The 17,020-nt window shown below is 70.5% G+C and carries 17 protein-coding genes; 8 read left to right on the top strand and 9 right to left on the bottom strand.

Translation table 11 applies throughout. The features are described from left to right. Positions 1 to 92: 92 nt before the first annotated feature. The 3 genes from ACQPY4_RS29210 to hrcA form a co-directional block, all read right to left on the bottom strand. Positions 93 to 824 carry a 16S rRNA (uracil(1498)-N(3))-methyltransferase gene (locus ACQPY4_RS29210; protein WP_433326192.1) on the bottom strand — a complete coding sequence of 244 codons (732 nt, stop codon included), beginning with the start codon at positions 822 to 824 and terminating at the stop codon, positions 93 to 95. Positions 825 to 1,071: 247 nt separating this feature from the next. Beyond that, entirely contained in the window at positions 1,072 to 2,205 is a 1,134-nt protein-coding gene (gene dnaJ, locus ACQPY4_RS29215; RefSeq protein ID WP_433326194.1) for a molecular chaperone DnaJ, read from the bottom strand. Then, positions 2,206 to 3,219, bottom strand: coding sequence for a heat-inducible transcriptional repressor HrcA (gene hrcA, locus ACQPY4_RS29220; protein ID WP_433326196.1), 1,014 nt, complete (start codon positions 3,217 to 3,219; stop codon positions 2,206 to 2,208). It lies immediately after the preceding gene. Between the two features lie 229 nt (positions 3,220 to 3,448). Between hrcA and ACQPY4_RS29225 the strand changes: the two genes are divergently transcribed. After that, positions 3,449 to 4,264: a DUF3097 domain-containing protein gene (locus ACQPY4_RS29225; RefSeq protein ID WP_433326198.1), complete on the top strand. Its 816-nt coding sequence runs from the start codon at positions 3,449 to 3,451 to the stop codon at positions 4,262 to 4,264. A gap of 34 nt (positions 4,265 to 4,298) precedes the next feature. Further along, positions 4,299 to 4,862, top strand: coding sequence for a DUF4870 domain-containing protein (locus tag ACQPY4_RS29230; RefSeq protein ID WP_433326200.1), 564 nt, complete (start codon positions 4,299 to 4,301; stop codon positions 4,860 to 4,862). A gap of 37 nt (positions 4,863 to 4,899) precedes the next feature. Here the strand turns inward: ACQPY4_RS29230 and hemW are convergent, their stop codons facing one another. From hemW to ACQPY4_RS29250, 4 genes are all read right to left on the bottom strand, one after another. Continuing rightward, complete coding sequence (gene hemW / locus ACQPY4_RS29235) at positions 4,900 to 6,099, bottom strand: radical SAM family heme chaperone HemW (RefSeq protein WP_433326202.1); 1,200 nt, start codon at positions 6,097 to 6,099, stop codon at positions 4,900 to 4,902. Positions 6,100 to 6,146: 47 nt separating this feature from the next. Beyond that, positions 6,147 to 7,592, bottom strand: coding sequence for a sigma-70 family RNA polymerase sigma factor (locus ACQPY4_RS29240; RefSeq protein ID WP_433326204.1), 1,446 nt, complete (start codon positions 7,590 to 7,592; stop codon positions 6,147 to 6,149). A 150-nt stretch (positions 7,593 to 7,742) separates the two neighbouring features. Further along, positions 7,743 to 8,918 carry an RICIN domain-containing protein gene (locus ACQPY4_RS29245; protein WP_433326206.1) on the bottom strand — a complete coding sequence of 392 codons (1,176 nt, stop codon included), beginning with the start codon at positions 8,916 to 8,918 and terminating at the stop codon, positions 7,743 to 7,745. Between the two features lie 83 nt (positions 8,919 to 9,001). Next, a complete protein-coding gene (locus ACQPY4_RS29250) occupies positions 9,002 to 9,442 on the bottom strand; it encodes a hypothetical protein (protein WP_433326208.1) in 441 nt (146 codons plus the stop codon). Between the two features lie 187 nt (positions 9,443 to 9,629). On the opposite strand from ACQPY4_RS29250, the gene ACQPY4_RS29255 reads away from it, so the two are divergent. The 3 genes from ACQPY4_RS29255 to ACQPY4_RS29265 all read left to right on the top strand — a co-directional run bounded on the left by ACQPY4_RS29255 (position 9,630) and on the right by ACQPY4_RS29265 (position 12,457). Then, positions 9,630 to 10,487, top strand: a complete 858-nt coding sequence (locus ACQPY4_RS29255) for a hypothetical protein (protein WP_433326210.1) — start codon at positions 9,630 to 9,632, stop codon at positions 10,485 to 10,487. Between the two features lie 76 nt (positions 10,488 to 10,563). Then, positions 10,564 to 11,955 (top strand): hypothetical protein, encoded by a 1,392-nt coding sequence (locus ACQPY4_RS29260; protein WP_433326212.1) that lies wholly within the window; start codon positions 10,564 to 10,566, stop codon positions 11,953 to 11,955. Positions 11,956 to 12,109: 154 nt separating this feature from the next. After that, positions 12,110 to 12,457: a DUF4870 domain-containing protein gene (locus ACQPY4_RS29265; protein ID WP_433326214.1), complete on the top strand. Its 348-nt coding sequence runs from the start codon at positions 12,110 to 12,112 to the stop codon at positions 12,455 to 12,457. Here ACQPY4_RS29265 and ACQPY4_RS29270 read toward each other — a convergent pair. Both ACQPY4_RS29270 and lepA read right to left on the bottom strand, forming a co-directional pair. Further along, entirely contained in the window at positions 12,450 to 13,202 is a 753-nt protein-coding gene (locus ACQPY4_RS29270) for a Uma2 family endonuclease (protein ID WP_433326216.1), read from the bottom strand. The two genes, ACQPY4_RS29265 and ACQPY4_RS29270, sit on opposite strands and share 8 nt — an antisense overlap. Before the next feature lie 281 nt (positions 13,203 to 13,483). Then, positions 13,484 to 15,331: a translation elongation factor 4 gene (lepA, locus tag ACQPY4_RS29275; RefSeq protein ID WP_433326218.1), complete on the bottom strand. Its 1,848-nt coding sequence runs from the start codon at positions 15,329 to 15,331 to the stop codon at positions 13,484 to 13,486. A gap of 245 nt (positions 15,332 to 15,576) precedes the next feature. On the opposite strand from lepA, the gene rpsT reads away from it, so the two are divergent. The 3 genes from rpsT to ACQPY4_RS29290 all read left to right on the top strand — a co-directional run bounded on the left by rpsT (position 15,577) and on the right by ACQPY4_RS29290 (position 16,918). Continuing rightward, complete coding sequence (rpsT, locus tag ACQPY4_RS29280) at positions 15,577 to 15,846, top strand: 30S ribosomal protein S20 (RefSeq protein ID WP_433326220.1); 270 nt, start codon at positions 15,577 to 15,579, stop codon at positions 15,844 to 15,846. 95 nt (positions 15,847 to 15,941) lie between these two features. Continuing rightward, entirely contained in the window at positions 15,942 to 16,490 is a 549-nt protein-coding gene (locus ACQPY4_RS29285; RefSeq protein WP_433339068.1) for an RNA 2'-phosphotransferase, read from the top strand. Further along, positions 16,487 to 16,918, top strand: coding sequence for an SRPBCC family protein (locus tag ACQPY4_RS29290; RefSeq protein WP_433326222.1), 432 nt, complete (start codon positions 16,487 to 16,489; stop codon positions 16,916 to 16,918). Before ACQPY4_RS29285 ends, ACQPY4_RS29290 begins: the two co-directional genes overlap by 4 nt. Positions 16,919 to 17,020 lie beyond the last annotated feature (102 nt).

The raw sequence follows: 17,020 nt of genomic DNA on the forward strand, positions 1-17,020 counted from the left end.
GTGCGCGTCGTCCGGCGAATGGCGGCCTTCGCGTTCGGCTGGCCAGGTCGGGAGTGTTGCGGGCGGTCGTTGCTGCTTTGGGTGGTGTTCCGCTACCAGCGGGTGGTGAGGGTTTGGAGGATGGCGGTGGTGGCTACGCCGGCGGTTGAGGTGCGGAGGACGGTGGGGCCCAGGAGGGTGGGGGTGGCGCCGGCGGTGGAGAAGGTTTCGAGTTCTTCGTCGGTGATGCCGCCTTCGGGGCCGACGATCACCAGGATTTCGCCTTGGGCGGGGGGCTTCAGGGTGCTCAGGCGGGTTGTGGCCGACTCGTGGAGGATCAGGGCGCAGGTGGCCTGCTGGATGCGGGCTGCTACTTGGGGGGTCGTGGCCAGGTCCGCTATGTGAGGGAAACGGGTGCGGCGGGATTGTTTGGCGGCTTCGCGGGCGGTGGCGCGCCAGCGGTTGAGGGCCTTCTCGCGGCGGTCGGGGCGCCATTGGGTGACGCAGCGGGACGCCGACCACGGGACGATCTCGTCGATGCCCGCCTCGGTCATGGTCTCGACGGCCAGTTCGCCGCGGTCGCCCTTGGGGAGGGCCTGGACGACGACGAGGCGCGGCTCGGGCTCGGGGGTGTGATGGCGGGACCGGACGTCCAGGGTGAGGGACGCGCGGTCGGACGTCACCACGACGCACTCGGCGAGCAGGCCGGCGCCGTCGGTGAGGTCGACGCGCTCGCCGGGGCGCAGGCGGCGGACGGTGGCCGCGTGGCGTCCCTCGGGGCCGTCGAGCAGCACCCGGTCGGCGGCGAGTCGCTCGGTTTCGGTCAGGAAGACCGGCGGGCTCATTTCCCCTCCCCTGCTCGAACGAGTTCCCGGAGTTGAGACCTGTTATCGACCAACCCCGGCCCCGCGCGCGATTGCGTTAACCAACCGGGGAAGCGAAGCCGAAGGCGAGCTTCCCCGGTTGGATCGCGGAGCGATGCAGCAATCGCCAAATCACGGTCACCGAAGCGAGCCGCCAGGCGAGCGCGGGTGGGGCGATCAACGCTGCGTGCCGCCGGGCGAGCGCGGGTGGGCCGCGATTTCAGTTGACTCAGTGCTGATTGAAGACGTCGCGGAGGCGGGAGAAGACTCCGCGCTGGCCGGGGGCGAACTTGCCGGGGGGACGTTCTTCGCCGCGGAGCTTGGCCAGGCGGCGCAGGAGTTCTTCCTGCTCCTCGTCCAGGCGGTTGGGGGTCTCGATCTTCACGTGGATGTGGAGGTCGCCGCGGCCGGTCTCGTTGAGGTGCCGGACGCCCCGGTTGTAGAGGGTGATGACCTGGCCGGACTGGGTGCCGGGCTTGATGTCGATCTCCTCGGCGCCGTCGAGGGTCTCGACGGTGACGCCGGTGCCGAGGGCGGCGGCGGTCATCGGGATCTCGACGGTGCAGTGCAGGTCGTCGCCCTCGCGCTCGAAGATCGCGTGGGGCTTCTCGACGATCTCCAGGAAGAGGTCGCCGGGCGGGCCGCCGCCGGGGCCGACCTCGCCCTCGCCGGCGAGCTGGATGTGGATGCCGTTCTCGACGCCCGCGGGGATCTTGACCTTCACGGTGCGGCGGGTGCGGACGCGGCCGTCGCCGGAGCATTCGGGGCAGGGGTTGCGGATCACGCTGCCGAAACCGCCGCAGGCGGGGCACGGACGGGCCGTCATGACCTGGCCGAGGAAGGAGCGCTGGACCTGCTGGACCTCACCGCGTCCCATGCAGGTCTCGCAGGTCTCGGGGTGCGCCCCGGGGGCCGTGCCCTCGCCCTCGCAACTCGCGCACGCGACGGCGGTGTCGATCGACAGCTCGCGCGTGGTGCCGAACGCCGTCTCCTGGAGGTCGAGCTCGACCCGCAGGGTGGCGTTGCGGCCGCGGCGCGCGCGCGTTCGGGGGCCGCGGGACGCCGCCGTCCCGAAAAAGGCGTCCATGATGTCGCTGAACGGGAAACCCGCACCGCCGAAGCCCCCGGCGCCCGCGCCGCCCGAGGGCGCGAACGGGTCGGCCCCCAGGTCGTACATCTCGCGCTTCTTGGGGTCGGAGAGCACCTCGTAGGCCTGGGTGATCTCCTTGAACTTCTCCTGGGTCTCCGGGTCGGGGTTGACGTCCGGGTGGAGTTCGCGAGCGAGCCTGCGGTAGGCCTTCTTGACCTCGTCCGCGCTGGCGTCGCGCCGGACGCCGAGGGTCGCGTAATAGTCGTTTGCCACTTACGACCCCGCCAGGATCTGTCCGACGTAGCGTGCCACTGCCCGTACCGCTCCCATCGTGCTGGGGTAATCCATGCGTGTAGGCCCGAGCACACCAAGCCGGGCCAGAGTGAGATCGCCGACGCCGTAGTCGGCGGCGACCACCGAGGTCGATCGAAGCCCCTCATCGGGGTTCTCGGTGCCGATCCGCACCGTAACAGTAGAGGAATCACCGGTCTCACCGAGCAAACGCATCAGGATGACCTGTTCTTCCAGGGCGACCAGAACGTCCCGCAGGCTCTGCGAGAAGTCGACGGCCGCCAGGTTGGCGGCGCCGGCGAAGACGATCTTCTCCTCGTGCTTCTCGACCAGGGTCTCAAGCAGGACCGACAGAACGGCGGCCACCACCGGACGGTCGTCCGGGGCCACCTTGTCGGGCAGGTCGGAGACCGCGGTCGGCACCTCGCCCAGGCCGCAGCCGTCCAGACAGGTGTTCAGCAGGGCGCGCAGGTGGCCGATCGACTCGTCGGAGACGTCGCCGGGGGTCTCGATCACCCGCTGCTCGACGCGGCCGGTGTTGGTGATCAGCACCAGCAGCAGCCGGTGCGAGGCGACCGGTACCAGCTCGACGTGGCGGACGGCCGATCGGGTGAGCGACGGGTACTGGACGACGGCGACCTGGCGGGTCAGCTGGGCCAGCAGCCGCACCGTGCGGCCGACGACGTCGTCGAGGTCGTAGGCGCCGCTGAGGAAGGTCTCGATCGCGCGGCGCTCGGCGACCGAGAGCGGTTTGATGGTCGACAGCCGGTCGACGAACAGCCGGTAGCCCTTGTCGGTGGGGACCCGGCCCGCGCTGGTGTGCGGCTGGGCGATGTACCCCTGCTCCTCCAGGACGGCCATGTCGTTGCGGATGGTCGCCGAGGAGACCCCGAGGTTGTGCCTGTCCACCAAGGCCTTGGAACCGACCGGCTCGTTGGTGGAGACATAGTCCTCGACTATGGCGCGCAGGACCGCGAGTTTCCTGTCGTCGAGCACGTGGTCACCTCCCCTGCCCGTACTGGCACTCCGTAGTTCCGAGTGCCAAGTGTACGGCCAGGAAGGGACAGTCTGGAGGCCCCGGCTTAGGACGGTCGTCGGCGAGCGACGCCACCAGCGATCGGGACACTTCACGTAGTTCCCTCGATACATCGCGTAACGGGCATGCGTCACAGGCGTCCCAGGAGTCCGTGTGCCGAGTGCGGGACGAGCGTTAGAGTGCCGAACCGTGCAGAGCAAGGACTATGGAGACGACGTCCTGGCGGGCGACTGGCGGCGGCCCCGTAAGGGCCAGATCCCCGAGATCCCGGCCGAGGCCGACCTGGTCGTCGAGGACCCCGACAGCGGTTTCTGCGGCGCCGTGGTCGCGTGCGACAAGTTCGGCGTGACGCTGGAAGACCGGTTCGGCAACAAGCGTCTGTTCCCCCTCACCGAGGCCAGGTTCCTGATCGACGGCAAGCCGGTGACGCTGGTGCGTCCCTCGGCCGCCCCCAAGGGGCCGGCGCGGTCGGCGTCGGGGTCGATCGCCGTCCAGGGGGTGCGGGCCAAGGTGGCCAAGGAGAGCCGCATCTACGTCGAGGGCCTGCACGACGCGGAGCTGGTCGAGAAGATCTGGGGGCACGACCTGCGCGTCGAGGGCGTGGTCGTGGAGTACCTCGAAGGGGTGGACGACCTGCCGGCCATCGTCGAGGAGTTCGAACCCGGGGAGCGGCGGCGGCTCGGGGTCCTGGTCGACCACCTGGTGGACGGCTCCAAGGAGAGCCGGATCGCGGCACAGGTCTCCTCGCCGCACGTGCTCATCACGGGGCACCCCTTCATCGACATCTGGGAGGCCGTGAAGCCCTCTGCGGTGGGCATCGCGGCCTGGCCCAGGGTCCCCCGGGGCGTACCCTGGAAAGAGGGGGTGCTCGACGCTCTCGGGTGGGGCGACAACACGGGCCTCGCCTGGAAACGGATCCTCGGTTCGGTGTCGAATTTCACCGACCTGGAACCAGAGCTGCTGGGCCGCGTCGAAGAGTTGATTGACTTCGTGACCGTCCCCTAGATCGTCATCCCCCGCCCGGACCGAGGAGCAAGCGATGTCGTACGGGACTCCCGACCAGCCCGGCCACGGGCAACCTGACTACGGACAGCAGCAACCGGGGTACGGCACACCGCCCGGCTACGGGCAACAGCCCGGGTACGACCAGGCGCCGGGTTACGGCCAAGCCCCTGGGTACGGGCAGGCGCCCGGCTACGGCCAGACCCCGGGTTACGACGCCTACGGGCAGCAGGCCGGTTACGGGATGCAGCCTTACGCGCCCGGCCCCGGGCAGGTGACGTCGGACGACCGCACCTGGGCGCTGATGTGCCACCTCGGCCAGTTCCTGCTGGGCTTCATCGCCCCGCTGGTCGTCTACCTGACCAAGAAGGACGAGTCGCCCTTCCTCCGCCACCACGGCGCGCAGGGCCTCAACCTCGCGATCACGCAGGCCGTCTACATGATCATCAGCGTCGTCCTGATGCTGGTGCTGATCGGCATCCTGACGTTCATCGCGGCGTTCATCGCCCAGATCGTCTTCCTGATCCTCGCCGCCATGGCGGGCAACCGCGGCGAGTACTACACCTTCCCGTCGTTCATGGCCTGGCCCATGATCCGCTAGCCGGGCGCCCACACCGCCCCCTTCCCGGGGGCGGTGTTCAGGTGAGGTCGCGGACCAGGGCGTCTGCCAGGAGGCGTCCCCGCAGGGTCAGGACGGCCCGGTCCTCGACAGGGGTTATCAAGCCGTCGGCTATGGCCTGTTTGAGGCCGGACGGGTCCAGCAGGGACATGGGGCAGCCCTGGGCCAGGCGGAGCTCCAGCATGACGCGCTCGACCTTCTGGTCTTCGGGGGCGAGGATCTCGCGCGCGTGCGCGGGGGTGGTGCCCTCGGCGAGGCGGGACGCGTAGGCGGCGGGGTGCTTGACGTTCCACCAGCGCGTGCCCCCGACATGGCTGTGAGCGCCGGGGCCTATGCCCCACCAGTCGGCGCCCGTCCAGTACAGGACGTTGTGGCGGCAGGCGGCCTCGGCCCCGATCGCCCAGTTGGAGATCTCGTACCAGCGCAGCCCATGCCCGGTCAGGAGCTCGTCGGCCATGAGGTAGCGGTCGGCCATGGCGTCGTCGTCGGGGGGCGCCAGTTCCCCGCGCCGCACCTGGTTCGCCAGCCGGGTGCCCTCCTCGACGATGAGGGCGTAGGCGGAGACGTGGTCGGGGTCCAGCTCCAGAGCGGCTTCGAGTGAGGCGCGCCAGTCGTCATCGCTCTCGCCGGGGGTGCCGTAGATGAGATCCAGGTTGACGTGGTCGAAGCCTGCCTCGCGTGCCCAGCGCACCACCTGGGGAACCCGGCCCGGGGTGTGAGTGCGCTCCAGCGCGGCCAGGACGTGCTCGCGCGCGCTTTGCATGCCGAAGGAGACACGGGTGTACCCGACCTCGCGGAGCCTGCCGAGGTACGCCTCGTCCACGGACTCGGGGTTGGCCTCCGTGGTGACCTCGGCCCCCGGGGCGAGACCGAACTCGGTCTCTATCGCGGCCAGGACGCGGCCAAGGTCGTCCGGGGAAAGGAGGGTGGGCGTGCCTCCACCGACGAATACCGTCTCCACCGGCAGGTCGGCGTCCCCGAGGACGCGGCGCGCCATGCGCACTTCCCGGATGGCCGTGTCGGCGTAGGAGTCACGGCTCGCCCCGGGGCCCAGTTCCGTGGCCGTGTAGGTGTTGAAGTCGCAGTAGCCGCAGCGGGTCACGCAGAACGGGACGTGCACGTAAAAGGCGAACGGGCGCGTCCCCAGGCCCTCCATGGCGGTGCGCGGCAGCCCGCCGTCGGCGGGTACGGGGTCACCATCGGGGAGAGTCGCGGGCACGCCTCAAGTCTGCCGTGCCGTTCGCCCTGCTCCGGCCGTCCGGCGTGTCAGTAGTTGCCGATGATCACTGAGCAGTAGATGCGGCCCCCGCTGGGCCCGTTCGCGCAGGCGGCGCCGATGGCCCGGGACGAGTCCGCCTGCGCCATGCCGCTGCTCGACCAGTTCCGCACGGCCCCTTGGGGGCCGATGCCGTAGTAGCGGAACACCGCCGACATCATCGGGTAGCCGTACTTCTTGACCGTGGTGTTGGTGTCGGACGAGGGGGTCAGGCCGTTGTCGCGCCGCGCGAGCTCGACGGCCTCCTGGGCCGCCGCCTGGTTGAGCCGCGGGTCGGTGCGGAGCGGGCCCCGGCCCTGGCGGGCGCGCTCCTGGTTGGCGATCGTGATCATCTCCTGCCCGCTCGCGATCGCCCGGCCCCGGTCGGACGACGCGCCCTGCGCCTTCGCCGAGGGTTTCGGCGAGGACGACGGAGACGGCGAGGACGAGGGCCGGGTGGTCGTCCGGGTGGTCGTCGGCGTCGGCTTCCTGGACGGCGCCGCAGAGGCCGAGGAGGCCGGAGGGGGCATCACGACCGCGGGCGGCAGCGCCGGGGCGCGAGAGGGCGGCTCAGGGCCGGACAGGGTGATGACGACCGGGATGGCCACCGCCGTGACGGCGGCCGCGCCCGCCGCGCCCGTGACCGCGACGGGAAGATCGGTGATCCGCTGGAGCAGCCCGGCGGCGGGCGCCTTCCCGATCGCCCCGAGGGCCAGGGCGCCGGGGAGCATCGTCCGAAGCCGCCCGTTGAGGTCGGTCAGCTCGGCGTAGGCCATCCTGCACCGGACGCAACGTTCCATGTGCTCGCGCAACGCCTTGGGACGTCGTCCGCCGCGGCGACGTACGGCGGCGGCCAGCGGAGCGGAGTAGCGCTCACAGTCGAGTTCGGGGCCGGTCGCCGTCGCGTGGGCGGCGAGGTAGGCCTGCCGCAGCTCCTCCCGGGCGCGAAAGACCATCACGCCCACGTTGCCGGGGCTGGTGCCCATCGCCGTGGCCACCTGGGAGCGCGGCTCGCCCTCGACGACCGAGTGCCACAGGACGGTCTGCCAGCGCTCGGGAAGCGACCGGAACGCCCGCACGATCATCGTGTGGTCTTCGCTGTCGGCGACGCGTTCCTCGGGCCCGGCGCTGGTCACGTCCGCCCAGGCGTCGAAGCTCTCGGCCAGGGCTCCGCGCCGGTCGGTGCGGGCCCAGTCCATCGCGACATTACGGGTGACGGTGTAGAGGTACGGCCGCCACGCCCCCGTAGGGCCGCCGCCTCCCCGAACCGCCTGGAGAGTGCGCGCGAAAGCCTCGCTCACGAGGTCTTCGGCGGTGTGCTCGTCCCGACAGCAGCCCCGCGCATAGGCGAGCATGGCCGGGCGGTGACGGCGATAGAGCTCGGCGACGGCCGTGTCGTCGCCCTCCCGCGCCTGACGGACCAGCCCGATTTCCGGCGACGCCTCTGCAGGGCTCACCGCGCGCCCTCCCTCCGCAGATCCTGCTCCGCGATCCGGCGGCCGATACGGCGCCGTCCCTGCGAACCGGCGCCGGTCCCCGCGACTGGACGCCGATTCTCCGCGACCGGGCGGGCGGACACCCGATCGCGGAGAAAAGTACCGCACTCTTCAGGCCGGCACCTCGGGTCCCGGGGTACCGGAGTGGATCGCGAAGTCCATCCGGAAGAGCGCGGCTTGACCGTCGCCCCGGCGGGCGGTGGGATCCGCCGGGACGACGGCGACCTTGGCGGCCTTCGCGCCGCCGGTCCTGGTGACCAGCTGGTAGGCGAGGGCGTCCCGGCCCTGGCCGCCGCTGCTGGTCCATTGCTGGCCGGGCCGTCGCGGGACGCACTCGGCGACCACGACTGAGGCGGCGCGCATCTCCATGCACAGGCCGCCGGCCAGGTTCTTGTAGGTGAAGAATCCCTCGGGGTCGATGGCGCGCTGCCAGACCTGGCGGTCACCCGTCCCGCAGCGTGCCTGCACGACCTTCTTCGAGCGCGCGCCCCCGGCCAGGCACTGGCCGGTGTGGACGCTGACCAGGCGGACGTTCACGGGCCCCGCGCGCTGGTCGTTGATGAAATACGGGGCGGGAAGGTCCAGTTCACGGGCGAGGCCCGCCCCTCCCTGGCACCACGGCAGGACGGCAAGGCCACAGCCGCCGCGAAGCGTGGTGGAGTCGACGAAGAACACCAGTTTGGTACGCGCCCCAGCCGTGGTCAGGAGCCGTCCAAGCGCGACCCCCTGCTCCCCCCGTTTGGCGCTGGCGAGAAGCACCTGCTTCCAGTCGTCGGTCTTCCGAACCTGCAACTTGGCCACCAGTGGACGGCACTGGGCGTCCTGCGCGATCCGCAGGCGCCGGGATCGCCCCGTACGGCGGGCATCGGCGTCGTGTGCCTGGTCGGCGTCCCACAGGGCCTGCCGGACGGCGCCGACCCGCTGCCGGTAACGGTCGGCGCGGCCCTCGTAGACGTACACCGGGACGACCCAGTTCTTGTTGGGGGCGTCCACCCGATCACATGCGAACCCGGGAGGCGTCACGGGAGTGCGCTTCGGCACGGGACGAGGCGCGCGCGACTCCTCCTCGGCCGCGGCCCGATCGGGGGCGGCCGTCCCCCGGGACTCCGCGTCGCCGGCGGAAGCCGCCGTCCCCCCGGGCTTGGTCGCGCCCTTCTCGGCGGCCTGCTCCGAGGCCGACCGCACGGTGAAGCCCTCTCCCTGCGTGAGCCCCACCACGACGGCCAAGGCGACGACCACCGCCAACACGACGATGGCCCGCCGCCCGTGAAAAGAACTGGGTTGCATGGTGCCTCTCTTCGGGTTCACCCCTGAAGACACCGGCACCGGGCGTGCATTACAGGTTTTCGCGAAAAAAGTTCCGCGTTCAATCAGGCGTCACGGAGCATGGACCTCAGCCACCGCGGGATGTTCTCGTCCGATCGGGGGAAACGCTCCAGGTCGAGCGCGTACGCGGACGGGGTGAGCGGCGGGGTGAACTCCGGTTCGCCGTCGTAGTCGAACTCCGCGCTGAACCGTCCGGAACGTTCGATGTCGAGCCGCGCGGTGAACCACGCGCCCTTGCCGCGCCGGTACATGACGCGGCGCAGCTCGTCCATCTTGCCGATGGCCTGCCCCGGGGGCGTCGCCGTGCGCATCCCCCCGGACGCGTCGACCACCTCGAACAGGACGCTGTCGATCCCCACCGTCGCGCGGAACTCGAACCCGAGCCGTTCCCACCCGAACGGCGCGGCCGAACGGAGCGCGCGGACGGCGCCGTTCACCGTCTCCCGTTCCTTCGGTGAACGCAGAACCTGCTCGGAGTGGGTCACCGTCGAACCTCCGGAGCCGTCGCCGCCATCTGACCTCCCGACCGTACCGACATATCCGCCCAGGCCAAGCAACGTCCGCCGTGTCGCGGCGCGCCGCCCGGCACGCCGGAAGGACGATCCGGGACGATCTTGTGCCTAGGGTGCGAAGATCCTCCGCGGGACGGGCCCGCGTGGATAGGGTTTTCCGGTGCGGGAGCAGCGGGAGCCGAAGCTAGGGCGGGTGCCGGCGCGGGTGGTGCTGCGCGGGCGGGACGACGGCTGGCATTACGTGGTCGTCGACGAACGCGGCGACGAGGAACGGATCGAACTCGGGGGCACCGGGGTCACCTGGCAGGCCGGGCAGCGGCGCCCCGACCCCGAACCGCCCTGGTGGGGCCGCCGGGTGGACGAAATCGCCCTCGGAGCGCGCGAGGCGATCGGGCGCGCGCTGACCGACCGCACCTTCGCCGAGATCGGGGTCGAGACCAGCATCGCGTGGTTCGCGGTAGAGGAACCCGTCGAGTGGGAGGGCCTGGTCACCCTGCGCGAACCCGACCCGGCCCGCTTCCCCGGGAAGGTCGCCCCGTACATCGTCACCCTCGAGCCGGGACGCGGTGCCCTGCTCCCGAAGGCCGATCTGCTCTTCTCCACCACCGCCGAGGACGCCTGGACGACGCTCACCGCCGTGGGCGAGCAGTGCGGGACCACTCCCCCGCGCCAGTCGTTCCTGTGCGGGTGGGCCGCGCACCGCAGCGTCCGCATCGGCCGGGGATGGCTGGGCGTGTGCACACAGCGCGCCCATGACGGAGTGGAGCGCCTCGGCGAGATCTACGCGACGCGCGAGCGCGGCTGGGGCGGCAACCCCGAACTGCGGCTCAGGCTCGACGGCGTCGACCTGCTGGACGAACCCGCGAGCGACGTGGTCTCCCTCTTCGAGGGCCTGGGCCACGAGGTCGTGCGCGGGACGGGCGGCTGCCGCATGCCGTCCCTTGGCCTGCGCCTATACGGGGCGCAGGAGGCCGGACGCTTCAGCGGAGGATCGCTTCAGGCACCCGCGCGACCGTGAAGGGCAATGAACACGACACCCACGAGGGACCGCATTGTCACCGCAGCGCAATCAGCCCGTCCTAGGCTCCCTGCCCATGCGAAGCCGCGCACGTTCCGCCGCCCTCGTCCTCACCGGCGCGTTCGCCGGCACCTCCCTGCTCCCGCTCCCCCCGGCCGCGGCCGGGGACGCGCTGGTGATCGAGCGGGGCGGACCGGCCCGGACGCTGAAGTTCTACGCCGACCGTGACGGGGAGGCGGTCATCGGCTTCAAGGCGTCCGCCCCCGGGGTCTCGTGGGCGCGCAAGGGCGCCGAGGCCGCCGTCGTGGCGGTGGACGTGGACGGACGGCACGTCACCGACCTCGTGGTGCCTTCGTCGTCCCCCATCAAGCGCAGCCTCGGCCTGGGCCCGGTCAAGCGCGGCAAGCACAAGGTCACCCTGCGCTTCGCCAAGGGCAGCGCGGACGCCGCCAAGCGCGTCAGGCTCACGCGTCCGGAAGTGGAGCTCCCCAAGGCCGACCAGGTCGCCCTCAGGCACGCCCCCATCGTCGTCGGGCGCACCGGATGGCCCCTCGGGGACGCCTACCAGAACGCGACCACCGACACCCCGCTCATCGCCTGGCACGAGTCACGCGCCGCCGCGACCGCCGGGCACCGCGTCCTCGAATACTCCGTCGTGTGGAGCAACGAGGACGGCGGCACCGACAGCCCCGCCCTGATGGCCCGCTGGGGCCGCACCACCGACATCGAGTGGGTCTACCGCGTCGAGGTCGACGCCCAGGGCCGCCGCGTGGACGGCACCGGCGTCTACCAGGCGCCCGCGCACCAGACCTTCAAGTTCGCCGGGCGCTACGAGGGCGACCACCCTGTCCTGCAGACCTGCACGCAGAACAACAACATGTGCGACGTCATCAGCCCCGGCGCCCCGCTGCGCTTCCTGCCGGACGCCTCGCGCACCCGCCCCACCGACCGCGCCCGCGAGATCGTCATGGACCGCGAGCCCTGGGCCTACCAGATCATGGCCCAGGAGATGATCCGCGAGGGCCGGATCGAGAAGCCGTCGGACCCGTCCACCGTGCAGGTCGGCGACCAGCGCACCTACCTGTGGCTGGAGCTCACGAAGACCACAGGCGCTGCCACCGGGGACGGCTCCAAGCCCGGCGTCGCGCTCGGCGTCCGGCTGAAGTCCGACCCGTCCCGCCTCTACCGGTCCGACCACTCCCAGCCGACCTGGTCGATCGAGCGCGACGGGGCCGCGTCCACCACCGTCGAACTGCCCGAGGGCACCACGGCCGCCGACCTCGCGAGCGTCGAGGCCGTCCGGCAGCCCGTCGGGACCGGCGACAACGGCGCGCCGTCCACGGTCACCGCGATCCACCGGGGCTTCTTCCTCGGCGCGTCCTACGTGCCCCAGGCGTCGGTCGTGCGCTGGAACGGCTCGGTCACCCTGACCAAGACCGCCCCCACCGCCGTCCTCTGGCGCCCATAGATAGCGGGAACCAGCGAACTCCGGGGGCGTCTAAGGAGTCATAGACTTCGCCCACAACCCTTTGCGAACCCCCGGAGAGGAACCAGTCATGGCCTACGGGCCTCCACCGTCACCCGGACAGCAGCCCGGATGGCAGCAACCGGGCATGGCCCCCATGCCGGGAAACGTCGGCCCGGTGACCCACGACGACAAGTCCTGGGCGCTGATGGCCTACCTGGGGCAGTTCCTGGTCGGCGCGATCGCACCACTGGTCGTCCTGGTCGCCAAGGGCCGCTCGCCCTTCGTCCGCAAGCACGCCCGCCAGGCCCTGAACATGGGCATCGCCGCGATCGTCGTCTGGCTGGTCAGCGCACTGCTCCTGCTGGCCACCGAGGCCCTGATCTGGGTGCCGCTGGTCTTCACCGCGGTCGTCCTGGTCTTCCTGGTCTACGCGGCCCGCGCGGCCAACCGCGGCGAATTCCGCCGCGTCCCGGTCTTCATCGCCTGGCCACTCCTCAAGTAGCCCGCGACTCGTTCCCGGGGCCCGGGAGAACCGTCATGGTGCCCGGTTCCCCGGGAGGCTGGTCCAGCCGGACGACCCGTCCGGGATACGCGCGCTCCGCGATGGCCACATCGCGCTCGTCCCACGCCCCGTAGAACACCGGGCACCCGTCCCACAGCTCGGACTTCTCGGCCGCGGTGGGCCAGCGATGCGCGAACGAGTCGATGAGCACCGGCTCCTCGCTGTCCGGCAGATCGGACCCCTTGCCCGGTCCCGTGCCGTCCATGAAACCCCTCCTCGGAACGTTCCGGCGCGGTAGCCGGTCGAAGATCTGGTCGGGGGCGATCTCGATGTCGAAGGGCCGGGTCAGCGAGCACGAACGGCCCCACGTCACGCGGGCCTCCTCGGCATAGCGCCCGTCGTCGGCCAGCTCGAAGACCAGCAGCTCGGGCTCGTCCCCCTTCAGGTCGACGACCCAGTACGAGGGCACCCCGAACCGCTCGTACATCTCGCGCTTGGCGCCCAGGTCGGTCTCCCGCGAGCACTCCGAGGTCACCTCGACCGCGAGCAGCGGCGCCCCCCGCACATACGGGGGCTCCCCTTCACTCTGGTCCTCCTGGAACACCATCAAGTCGGCCCGCAGCCACGTGTCGTCCGCCAGCCGGGCTCCCGCCCGCGTGATGGACCGCTGATCGTCCGCCTCGGCGAGCCCGATGGGCACCACCAGACCGGACACCAGCACCTGATGCAGCAACGTATGCGTCACAACGCCCAGTGTCCTCGCGAGGACACCGAGTCACCACCGCTTTGCCATAACCAGACCCAAAACGACCGCCCCCCACGTCCCGGCGAACCGATCGAGCGGCACCTGACGGACGCCCCCGGGGGACGCCCCCGGGGGACGTCAGCGCATGCGCTTCTTGCCGCGCGCTACTTCTTGCCCTTGTCCGCGGACGTCGGCTCACCCGTCGAAAGCGCCGCCACGAACGCCTCCTGGGGGACGTCGATGCGCCCGCATCGAACACAGCATGCGCTTCTTGCCGCGCGCTACTTCTTGCCCTTGTCCGCAGACGTCGGCTCACCCGTCGAAAGGGCCGCCACGAACGCCTCCTGGGGGACGTCGACGCGCCCGATCGTCTTCATGCGCTTCTTGCCCTCCTTCTGGCGTTCGAGGAGCTTGCGCTTGCGGGAGATGTCGCCGCCGTAGCACTTGGCGAGGACGTCCTTGCGGATGGCGCGGATGTTCTCGCGGGCGATGATGCGTGCGCCGACGGCGGCCTGGATGGGCACCTCGTACTGCTGGCGGGGGATGAGCTCCTTGAGCTTGGAGGTCATCATCAGGCCGTACTCGCGGGACTTGTCCTTGTGGACGATCTGGCTGAAGGCGTCGACCGACTCGCCCTGGAGCAGGATGTCGACCTTGACCAGGTCGGACTCCTGCTCGCCGCTGGGCTCGTAGTCGAGCGAGGCGTACCCGCGCGTCCGCGACTTCAGCTGGTCGAAGAAGTCGAAGATGATCTCGGCGAGCGGAAGGGTGTAGCGGATCTCGACGCGGTCTTCCGACAGGTAGTCCATGCCGAGCAGGACGCCGCGGCGCCCCTGGCAGAGCTCCATGATCGCGCCGATGAACTCGCTCGGCGCCAGCAGCGTCGCCTTGACCATCGGCTCGTAGACCGCGCCGATCTTGCCTTCGGGGAACTCGCTGGGGTTGGTGACCACGTGCTCGGACGCGTCCTCCATCTCCACCCGGTAGACCACGTTGGGCGCGGTGGAGATGAGCGTCAGCCCGAACTCGCGCTCCAGCCGCTCACGGACGATCTCCATGTGCAGCAGCCCGAGGAAGCCGCAGCGGAAGCCGAAGCCCAGCGCGGCCGACGTCTCGGGTTCGTAGATCAGCGCGGCGTCGTTCAGCTGGAGCTTGTCGAGGGCGTCGCGCAGCTCGGGGTACTGGTCGCCGTCCATCGGGTACAGGCCCGAGAACACCATCGGCTTGGGGTCCTGATAGCCGCCCAGCATGTCCGGGGCGGGACGCGTCGCGGTCGTCACGGTGTCGCCGACCCGCGCCTGCCGGACGTCCTTCACCCCGGTGATCAGGTAGCCGACCTCGCCGACGCCCAGACCCGCCACGGCCTTGGGCTCCGGGGAGATCACCCCGACCTCGAGGGTCTCGTGGGACGTCCCGGTCGACATCATCATGCTCTTCTCGCGCCGCGAGAGGTGCCCGTCGATGATCCGCACATAGGTCACGACGCCCCGGTAGGTGTCGTAGACCGAGTCGAAGATCAGCGCGCGGGCGGGCGCGTCAGGGTCGCCCACCGGCCCCGGCACCGTCTCCACGATCCGGTTGAGCAGCTCGGGAACGCCCTCGCCCGTCTTGCCCGAGACCCGCAGCACGTCGGACGGGTCGCAGCCGATGATGCCCGCGATCTCCTCGGCGTACTTCTCCGGCTGCGCCGCCGGAAGGTCGATCTTGTTGAGCACCGGGATCAGATGCAGGTCGGCCTCGATCGCCAGATACAGGTTCGCCAGCGTCTGCGCCTCGATGCCCTGCGCCGCGTCCACCAGCAGGACCGCGCCCTCACACGCCGCCAGCGACCGCGACACCTCATAGGAGAAGTCGACGTGCCCCGGGGTGTCGATCAGGTTGAGGACGTAGTCGGTACCGTCCGCGCCGCGCCACGGCAGGCGCACCGCCTGGCTCTTGATCGTGATGCCGCGCTCGCGCTCGATGTCCATGCGGTCGAGGTACTGGGCGCGCATCTGGCGCTCCTCGACGACCCCGGTGAGCTGCAACATGCGGTCGGCCAGCGTCGACTTGCCATGGTCGATGTGCGCGATGATGCAGAAGTTCCGGATGATCGCGGGATCGGTCTTGTTAGGCTCAGGCGCTGGCACCGGGGTCCGTTCGCAATCTCACAGATGGACAGGGATGTGGCAGATCTTGCCGTATCCCATGGTCCCATGCCGCGGCGGATGCTCCGTCCTCGCCGCTGGTTTGGGGCCGGGCTCCGCTCTTGGTAAGCTGTGCGACTGCGTGTGGCGTACCGTCGTGCCTCGGGGCACCGTCCGCCCCGTCCACTTTCCGAGCCTGCCCGCGCCGCGGCAGGCCACGATCGCTACCAAGGCTGAGGCACTACGACGTGGCTAACATCAAGTCCCAGATCAAGCGGAACAAGCAGAACGAGAAGGCTCGTCTGCGCAACAAGGCCGTCAAGTCCGAGCTGAAGACGGCGATCCGCAAGTTCCGCGAGGCCGCGGAGGCCGGCAACGTCGACGACGCGGTCACCGCCCAGCGCAACGCCGCTCGCAAGCTCGACAAGGCCGCGAGCAAGGGCGTCATCCACAAGAACCAAGCGGCCAACCGCAAGTCGGCGATCGCCAAGCAGGCCGCCGCCCTGCAGGCCAAGTAAGACCCCTCGTTCAGGGGCCGGCAGCGGTACGCCCGTCGCCGGTCCCTTTTCGTGTACGCGAAACCGGAAGATCGTCATACGGTGATCGCGTGCACATGAACGAACGCCGCACGGTGAGGATCTCCAAGTACCTCGCCAAGCATCTGCGGCACCAGCCCGAACGCCTCGGCATCACGCTCGACAAGGCCGGCTGGGTGCCCGTCGCCGTCCTCCTGGACGCCTGCGCCCGCAACGGCTTCCCCATCACGCGCGACGAGCTCGACCACGTGGTCGCCGTCAACGACAAGCGCCGCTACGCCTTCGACGACTCCGGCGAACGGATCCGCGCCAGCCAGGGCCACTCCGTCCCCGTCGACCTCGACCTGCCCGTCGTCGAGCCCCCGGCCGTCCTGTACCACGGCACCGTCGGCGCGTCCCTGGCCGCCATCAAGGCCGAGGGCCTGCGCCCCATGAACCGCCAGTCGGTGCACCTCTCCCCCGACCGCGAAACCGCCGAGACCGTGGGCGCCCGCCGCGGCCGTCCCGTCATCCTCGTCGTGGACGCCGCCCGCATGGCCGCCGACGGCCACGAGTTCCGCGTCAGCGCCAACGGCGTCTGGCTCGCGCCCGCCGTCCCGCCCGAGTACCTCAACCTCCCTGGATGACCCGAATGCACTTCGAAGTGAACCTCGACGTCAACGCCTCCCCCAAGGCCCTCTGGGACGCCCTGGTGGACATCGAGAGCTGGCCCGCCCTCACCCCGTCCATCAACCGCCTGGAACGCCTGGACGACGGCCCCCTCGCCAAGGGCAGCCGCACCCGGGTCTACCAGCCCAAACTCCGTCCCGCCATCTGGACGATCACGGAGTTCACCCCGTCCACGTCCTTCGTCTGGGAAGCCACCGCCCCCGGGGTCAAAACCGTAGGCGGCCACTACATGACCCCAAACGCCGACGACACCGCGTCCCTCCGGCTGACCCTCGACCAAACCGGCCCCCTGGCGCCCCTCATCGCCCTGCTAGCCGGCCGCCGCGCCAAGCTCTACGTCACCCAAGAGGCCCACGCCCTCAAGCAACAAGCCGAATCCCTCTAACCACCAACACCCACCCAGGGAGCTCCCGCACAATTCACGCACCCTCAGACCAAGCCGAGCCCAACGACAGCCCAGCCCTCACAGGGACGACGGCGCCCTCGT

Source organism: Spirillospora sp. CA-294931 (assembly GCF_050946795.1).
In the GTDB taxonomy this organism is placed as follows: Bacteria; Actinomycetota; Actinomycetes; order Streptosporangiales; family Streptosporangiaceae; genus Spirillospora.

Bases quoted from the DNA above. Each gene is read 5' to 3' on its own strand.
- ACQPY4_RS29260 (WP_433326212.1), top strand. From the start codon at position 10,564: ATGCGAAGCCGCGCACGTTCCGCCGCCCTCGTCCTCACCGGCGCGTTC.
- ACQPY4_RS29265 (WP_433326214.1), top strand. From the start codon at position 12,110: ATGCCGGGAAACGTCGGCCCGGTGACCCACGACGACAAGTCCTGGGCG.
- ACQPY4_RS29285 (WP_433339068.1), top strand. From the start codon at position 15,942: ATGAACGAACGCCGCACGGTGAGGATCTCCAAGTACCTCGCCAAGCAT.
- ACQPY4_RS29290 (WP_433326222.1), top strand. From the start codon at position 16,487: ATGACCCGAATGCACTTCGAAGTGAACCTCGACGTCAACGCCTCCCCC.
- ACQPY4_RS29230 (WP_433326200.1), top strand. From the start codon at position 4,299: ATGTCGTACGGGACTCCCGACCAGCCCGGCCACGGGCAACCTGACTAC.
- ACQPY4_RS29210 (WP_433326192.1), bottom strand. From the start codon at position 824: ATGAGCCCGCCGGTCTTCCTGACCGAAACCGAGCGACTCGCCGCCGAC.
- ACQPY4_RS29245 (WP_433326206.1), bottom strand. From the start codon at position 8,918: ATGCAACCCAGTTCTTTTCACGGGCGGCGGGCCATCGTCGTGTTGGCG.